The sequence below is a fragment of the Enterobacter cloacae complex sp. CDL013 genome (assembly GCF_049238805.1).
Lineage (GTDB): Bacteria > Pseudomonadota > Gammaproteobacteria > Enterobacterales > Enterobacteriaceae > Enterobacter > Enterobacter hormaechei_C.
The window spans coordinates 465,566-472,227 of sequence record NZ_JBMKGT010000004.1 but is presented as its reverse complement, the minus strand read 5'-3'; the positions used below and the strand labels follow the sequence as shown (position 1 = coordinate 472,227).

The window sequence follows — 6,662 nt, the reverse complement described above, 5'->3', positions numbered from 1 at the left end:
TGTGAGAGTAGGGAACTGCCAGGCATCAAACAAGTGAAGAGGCCATCCGCAAGGATGGCCTTTTTGCGTTGGTTTGCTGAAAAACGGCAGGCCGTAAGGCGAAGCCGCCATCCGGCAACTCAGAGCGCACTATCCACATTCAAACGACGCAATTGCCGCTGATGGAAACGCCCAAGGATCAGCACCGTCGTTAACGCACCAAGCAGCGCGCAAAACATATCAGACTGGGTATCCCATGGATCGCCCTGCGTCCCCAGAAAATCATCCGCACCCTGTCCCATCGCCAAAGCAGCCCACCACTCAATGAGTTCATAGGTGGCGCTAATGGCCAGAGCAACACAGCACACCAGAAACCCCGTCATCTTATGTCCACGAACATACCCACCGCGCAGCAGAATTTCTCGCGCTGCCAGTGCGGGAACCAGCCCCTGGAAGAAGTGACCGAGCTTGTCATACGGATTTCGGCTAAGCCCGAGCATCTCCTGAACCTCAAAACCAACCGGAACCTTTGCGTAGGTGTACATTCCACCAACCATCAGAATGATGGCGTGGAAGAAAACCAGAGTATAGAGAAGGGGAGTCAAAGGGTATCGCCGGTGTGTGGCAAGCAGAAGTGGGATGATGATAATGACGGGCGTCACCTCCATCAACCAGGTGACGCGATCGCTCGTGAACAGGCCGGTATAAAACAGGATCATCAGCAGGAGCAGTGACCCGGCTTTTAAAGCAGATAAGGTCATATCATTTTCATTGTCAGGAAAAAAAATCACTATTACCTGACAGAAGGGAAAATTCAATGCGTAGCGGGGACAGAAAAGCAAAAACCCAGCCATAGGCTGGGTTCTTTAAATAGTGGTGCCCGGACTCGGAATCGAACCAAGGACACGGGGATTTTCAATCCCCTGCTCTACCGACTGAGCTATCCGGGCAACGGAGCGCATTAAACCGCAATCGCGCGCGATCGTCAACATTATTTCGGGAAAAGCTGTTCAACTGCTTAAGTTTGCGGCAATCTGTCCGTTTGTGCCCTGGAATTGCACTAATCTTCCAGACAGTTCAGGCAAGATGTGACAATGCTGACGGTAAGAGGAGGACAGTATGGCAAACGACTGGCTTGAGCTGCGTCAGCATGCAGAAACAGGTATTGAGACAATTAAGGCGCATTTCGAAGGACATGCCTTTGATCCCCACTGGCATGATAGCTATCTGGTCGGAATAACCCTTTCCGGTACGCAGCAGTTCCACTGTCGCCGTGAACGCCACCGTAGCCAGCCGGGCGATGCTTTTTTACTTGAGCCCGGGGAGATCCATGACGGTGATGCGCCGGTAGAGGGCGGCTTTACTTATCTGACCTTTTATCTGGATGAACACTGGCTCACCCATACGCTTCAAGGCCTGTATGACTCTACTCCCGGGAGTTACACTCTCCACTTTGCCCAAACGCTGACGCGAGAGCCTCAGTTGGTGCGCGCTATCGGTGATACATTTGCCTCGTTGCATAACGATGAGATGAAGATCGTCCAACAGAGCACAATGGATAACCTGCTCTCTCAGATAACTACCCACTGCCACTGGCGTAAGAAACTCCCGTCGCAATTACAAAGCTCCGCTGTGGCGCATCGTGCCCGCGACTATCTCTATGCGCATATCGGCGAGAACGTGGGGCTATCAGACCTTGCCCGCGAGACGGGTACGGATCGCTTTACCCTCACCCGCTGTTTTAAACGCGAATTTCACCTGGCACCGCACGCCTGGCTTATCCAGCTGCGACTGGCAAAGGCCCGACAGATGCTGGCGTGTGGGGAACTGCCTGTTGATGTTGCGACGGCAGTGGGTTTTGCCGATCAAAGCCATCTTGGTCGCTGGTTCCAGCGTGCATACCGTATTTCTCCGGCACACTACCGCCGGTTGTGCACAAACCTTCCAGACGTTTCCAGAAAATAACGGCACATTCGTGGCTCTAATAAAAAAGGAGTCACCTGTGAATTTATTACCCTTCCTGCTGTTTGCATTTGTCGCCTCGATTACACCGGGGCCAACCAACATTCTGGTACTGGCTAACAGTCAGCACTTTGGCGTAAAAAATACGGTTCCTGCGATCCTGGGCGGGTGTATTGCCGCCAGCGCTATTGTTCTGGTTTCAGGCGCTGGGGCAGGAGAAGTGTTACGCCAGTATCCATTGATACGTCAGGTAATGAGCTGGGCGGGTGTGCTGTGGCTTTCCTGGATGAGCTGGCAGCTGTTTAGCGCCCCGGCCGCGAATCTCTCCTCCAGAAGTCACGTCCGATTTACCGCGCGGGCGGCGGCGTTACTACAGGTTGTAAACCCAAAAACATGGATGATGGCGCTGGCAGTTGTCAGCCTGTTTGCTCCGGCAAGCGACCATGCATTACGGGATATTACGCTGATGGCGCTATGGTTTCTGGCGATCTCCGTGGTCTGTTTGTTGTGCTGGGCGTGGCTGGGGAAGGCGGTGAACCGGATTTTCCGCACCACCGTGGCGATGGTGCGATTTCAGCGCGCGATGGCGCTGTGTTTGTTTATTTCCGCCTGGATGGGAATGCTGGCTTAGGTCAGTGCACCACCCATACGACACTGCGCGAACCGCAAAATATCTTCCGCCAGACGGTGCGCCGTATCCACATCCGCCTGGCTACGGTTCACCAGCATGCGGCTCAGGCAACCTTCCAGCACCAGCTCCATCTGCTTCGCGACCATTGCCGGATCATCCACTTCAAGTGTGGTCAGCAGCTCATGTGTGAACTCGTGCGCGGCTCGTTTTTGCTGATCTGCCAGTTGATGGATGGGGTGCCCAGGATCCGGATAGTAGGTGCAGGCGGCGATAAACAGACAACCTGGGTAACGGTTGTTGGTAACACACTCCGTCAGTGCGGTATAGCGCGCCAGCAGCTTTTGCTCGGTGGTCAGTTCTTCATTCAGCATCAGCTGCCTGCGCCAGATATCCACCTGCTGGCTGAGATAGCGCAGGGCATCGTACAGCAGCGCCTCTTTATCCGGCCAGAAGCGCCTAAGTTCATCCAGAGGGTAATCGATACGGTCGGCGACCATCTCAAGCGTGGTGCTGGCGATCCCTTGAATCTCAAGCAATTGCAGGGCTTGTCCCAGTACGTCTTCGCGTTGCACGGTTATCTCCTCCGCTATTCCCAACGGTTTGTCCCGTCTAAAGTGTTGTTTACGGTTGGCGATTGCGCAAATGCGCGTTGAATGCCGTCGCGTCCATAAACCCGGTTACACGCTGCGTCGGCTGTTCTTCCCCCTGTTCATTGAAGAACAGGATGGTAGGCAACCCGAGCACGTTAAGTTGCTTCAGCAGAGCCTTATCCTGCGTGCTGTTGGCGGTAACGTTCGCCTGGAGCAGAACGGTATCGCTCAGCGCATGTTGTACCTGCGGATCGCTGAAGGTGTATTTTTCAAACTCTTTGCAGGCCACGCACCAGTCGGCATAGAGATCGAGCATGACCGGTTTGCCTTTCGCCTGCGCCAGGGCGTGGTTAAGGTCATCCACGTTTTTAATCTGTATAAAATTCAGATGAGCCTGTGTTTGACCTGCCGGGGTGCCAAACGCCCAGTCCTGTAGCGGACGGACGCTCACCAGCGCGGCCGCCAGCAGAAGGATCTGTAGCAGGCGCATCCACGGTTTCTTCGCCCCCAGACTCACGATAAACGCCCAGCTGAAGAAGGCCACGCCGAGCATCGCCCAAAGACGTGTACCCCACACATCACCGATGATGCGCTCCAGCAGAAATACCGGCAGCGCCAGAATGACAAAACCAAACGCGGTTTTCACCGTCTCCATCCACGGACCGCTTTTCGGCAGCAGACGATTGCCAAACACCGTCACCATGATCAGCGGCAGGCCCATGCCGAGCGCGTAGAGGTACAGCGTGCCGCCGCCGAGCCACAGGTTGCCGCTCTGAGCAATGTATAACAGGATGGCGCTCAACGGCGCAGTGGTGCAGGGGGAGCAAATCAGCCCGGCGATGGCACCCATGGCGAACACGCCGCCCGCAGAGCCACCCTGCTGACGGTTGCTCATCAGCGTCAGACGGGTTTGCAGGGAAGAGGGCAGTTGCAGGGTGAACAGGCCAAACATCGACAGCGCCAGCAGAATAAACACCGCTGACAGTCCGATAAGCACATAAGGATGCTGAAGGGCGGCCTGGAACTGCAACCCGGCAGCGGCGACCACGAGGCCGAGCGCCGTATAGGTTAACGCCATGCCCTGTACATAGATAAAGGCCAGCAACAGTGCACGGGCGGTGGAAAGGCGTTGTTTACCGCCCAGCACGATGCCAGAGATAAGCGGGTACATAGGCAGTACGCAGGGCGTAAAGGCGATGCCGATACCAATCAATAACGCCCAAACTGCTGAGAACGGAAGGTCTGAAGTGGCTTCGCCTGCGCCTTCACCCTTCATCCTGGCCCTCTCCCCTGAGGGGAAAGGGGAGGCAGCGGCTTTCACTTCGCTAAGCGGAACGACCTTTGTTTCAGGTGGGTAACAGAATCCGGCGTCTGCGCAGCCCTGATAGGTGACAGTTAATGTGGCACCTTTATCGGCATGGTTCACCGTGACGGGCACGCTTAAGCGCTGGCGATAAATTTCACTCTTACCGTAGAACTCGTCCTCGTGCCACACGCCAGCGGGCATCTGCAATGCGCCGACGTTCGCCTTTGTCGGCGTGATGCTGACCTGCTTGCGATAGAGGTAGTAACCCTCTTTCACCTGCCAGGTGAGACTGAGATCGTGCTGGTTTTGCTGAAAGTCGAAAACGAATGCCTGGTCGGCAGGAATAAAGTTCGAACGGCCGGGTGCGTCAAACAACCCGGCAAAAACTGACGTGCTGCACAGCAGCAGGATCAGCGTAATGAAGCGTTGAGCCATGAGAGATAATCGTTATCGCCGTGGACCACTGGCAGCACCAGCAGCTCCGGGGTTTGGTATGGATGATGAGACTTGAGGCAGTCGAGGAGCGCCTGCTGGTTTGTCAGGTTGGTTTTGAGCAACATCTGGACTTCGTACTCTTGCTCCAGCTTGCCTTCCCAGTAATAAAGGGAGGTGGCGCCGGGAAGAAGCGTGACACAGGCAGCCAGTTTTTCGGCCAGCACTTTGGCGGCCAGATCCTGGGCAGAAGCTTCATCAGGGGCGGTGCACAGTACAACAACAGCATCAGGCGTGTTCACAAGTCGACCTCCTCATCACGAAAGTCTTCACTATATCACGCAAGGCGGTTGGTCATTAATGAAACGGGCCGCAGAGCGGCCCGTTTTTAACTATTTTTACAACGGCTAATCGTTTACAGCACAATGCCGCCGATGATAAAGCCGAGGATCACGCAGAGCGTAATCGCCACCACGCCCGGGATGAGGAACGCGTGGTTAAACACGTACTTACCAATACGGGTTGAGCCGGTGTCATCCATCTCAACTGCGGCCAGCAGGGTTGGGTAGGTTGGCAGCACGAACAGGGCGGAAACCGCTGCAAAAGAGGCAATCGCCGTCAGCGGCGTCACGCCCAGCATCAGTGCCGCAGGCATCAGCGCTTTGGTGGTCGCAGCCTGGGAGTACAGCAGCGTCGCGGCAAAGAACAGCACTACTGCCAGCAGCCACGGATAGTTGTGCAGCAGGTCGCCTGCAACGGTCTGGATATCGCTGATGTGCGCTTTCACAAAGGTATCACCGAGCCACGCCACGCCCAGCACGCACACGCAGGCGCTCATACCGGATTTGAAGGTGCTGGCGTTCAGCACTTCGCTGGTGTCGATTTTACAGGTGATGCTGATCAGCGTCGCGATGGTCAGCATAAACACCACAATGGCTTCGTTACGCGGCAGAACCGGGTTCTGGATCAGACCTACCGTGTCGCTGATGGCGGTCGCGTAGAACATCACGGCGACGATACCAATCAGAAACAGCAGCACGGAGCGTTTTGCATGCGGCTTCAGCTCGAAGACCTGGCTACCGCGCAGGCTCACTTCACCTTTTGCCAGACGCTCCTGGTAAACCGGATCGTCTTTCAGCTCGGCACCGAGGAAGTTACACAGCACGGCAGTGATCATTACCGCAATCAGCGTGACCGGAATACAGATTGCCAGCAGCGTCAGGTAACTTACGCCCATTGGCTCAAGGATGCCCGCGAAGAAGACCACCGCCGCGGAAATAGGCGAGGCGGTAATCGCAATCTGGGAGGCGACCACGGCAATAGAAAGAGGGCGAGACGGGCGAATACCCTGCTCTTTCGCCACTTCGGTGATGACCGGCAGCGTGGAGAAGGCAGTATGGCCAGTACCGGCGAGAATGGTCATAAACCAGGTCACCAGCGGGGCAAGGAAGGTGATGTATTTCGGATGGCGACGCAGCATACGCTCCGCCAGGCTCACCAGGTAGTCCATACCGCCAGCGACCTGCATGGCCGCGATAGCAGCAATAACCGCCATGATGATTTCGATAACGTCAAAAGGGATTGCGCCGGGTTTAATCTGAAAGATCAGGGTAAGTACAAGCACTCCGAGACCGCCAGCAAAACCGATGCCGATTCCCCCGAGTCGTGCGCCCAAATAAATCGCCAACAGGACGATGACGAGTTCTGCTCCAAACATAAAGACCTGCCTTGCTCATTAACAAGTTGATATTGAATTGTTGTG

General features: G+C 55.5%; 7 protein-coding genes and 1 tRNA gene. 2 read left to right on the top strand and 6 right to left on the bottom strand.

Annotation, left to right across the window (positions count from 1 at the left end):
* Positions 1–119: 119 nt before the first annotated feature.
* Both ACOTXD_RS10610 and ACOTXD_RS10605 read right to left on the bottom strand, forming a co-directional pair.
* Positions 120–740 (bottom strand): DUF2238 domain-containing protein, encoded by a 621-nt coding sequence (locus ACOTXD_RS10610; protein WP_032608268.1) that lies wholly within the window; start codon positions 738–740, stop codon positions 120–122.
* 113 nt (positions 741–853) lie between these two features.
* Positions 854–929, bottom strand: a tRNA-Phe gene (locus ACOTXD_RS10605).
* Between the two features lie 169 nt (positions 930–1,098).
* Here ACOTXD_RS10605 and ACOTXD_RS10600 point away from each other — a divergent pair.
* Positions 1,099–1,944, top strand: a complete 846-nt coding sequence (locus tag ACOTXD_RS10600; protein ID WP_003855901.1) for an AraC family transcriptional regulator — start codon at positions 1,099–1,101, stop codon at positions 1,942–1,944.
* A 37-nt stretch (positions 1,945–1,981) separates the two neighbouring features.
* On the top strand, positions 1,982–2,572 hold the full coding sequence (locus ACOTXD_RS10595; protein WP_003855903.1) for a LysE family translocator: 591 nt from the start codon (positions 1,982–1,984) through the stop codon (positions 2,570–2,572).
* Here ACOTXD_RS10595 and ACOTXD_RS10590 read toward each other — a convergent pair.
* The 4 genes from ACOTXD_RS10590 to ACOTXD_RS10575 all read right to left on the bottom strand — a co-directional run bounded on the left by ACOTXD_RS10590 (position 2,569) and on the right by ACOTXD_RS10575 (position 6,617).
* Complete coding sequence (locus tag ACOTXD_RS10590) at positions 2,569–3,144, bottom strand: transcriptional regulator (protein ID WP_003855905.1); 576 nt, start codon at positions 3,142–3,144, stop codon at positions 2,569–2,571. The genes ACOTXD_RS10595 and ACOTXD_RS10590 overlap by 4 nt on opposite strands.
* Positions 3,145–3,193: 49 nt before the next feature.
* Entirely contained in the window at positions 3,194–4,903 is a 1,710-nt protein-coding gene (locus ACOTXD_RS10585; protein WP_032661210.1) for a protein-disulfide reductase DsbD, read from the bottom strand.
* A complete protein-coding gene (gene cutA / locus ACOTXD_RS10580) occupies positions 4,879–5,202 on the bottom strand; it encodes a divalent cation tolerance protein CutA (RefSeq protein ID WP_003855908.1) in 324 nt (107 codons plus the stop codon). The genes ACOTXD_RS10585 and cutA overlap by 25 nt, the downstream gene beginning before the upstream one ends.
* A 113-nt stretch (positions 5,203–5,315) precedes the next feature.
* Positions 5,316–6,617 carry an anaerobic C4-dicarboxylate transporter gene (locus tag ACOTXD_RS10575; RefSeq protein ID WP_003855921.1) on the bottom strand — a complete coding sequence of 434 codons (1,302 nt, stop codon included), beginning with the start codon at positions 6,615–6,617 and terminating at the stop codon, positions 5,316–5,318.
* Positions 6,618–6,662 lie beyond the last annotated feature (45 nt).

Coding starts and splice junctions, on each gene's coding strand:
- ACOTXD_RS10610 (WP_032608268.1), bottom strand. CDS start 740: ATGACCTTATCTGCTTTAAAAGCCGGGTCACTGCTCCTGCTGATGATC.
- ACOTXD_RS10600 (WP_003855901.1), top strand. CDS start 1,099: ATGGCAAACGACTGGCTTGAGCTGCGTCAGCATGCAGAAACAGGTATT.
- ACOTXD_RS10585 (WP_032661210.1), bottom strand. CDS start 4,903: ATGGCTCAACGCTTCATTACGCTGATCCTGCTGCTGTGCAGCACGTCA.
- ACOTXD_RS10575 (WP_003855921.1), bottom strand. CDS start 6,617: ATGTTTGGAGCAGAACTCGTCATCGTCCTGTTGGCGATTTATTTGGGC.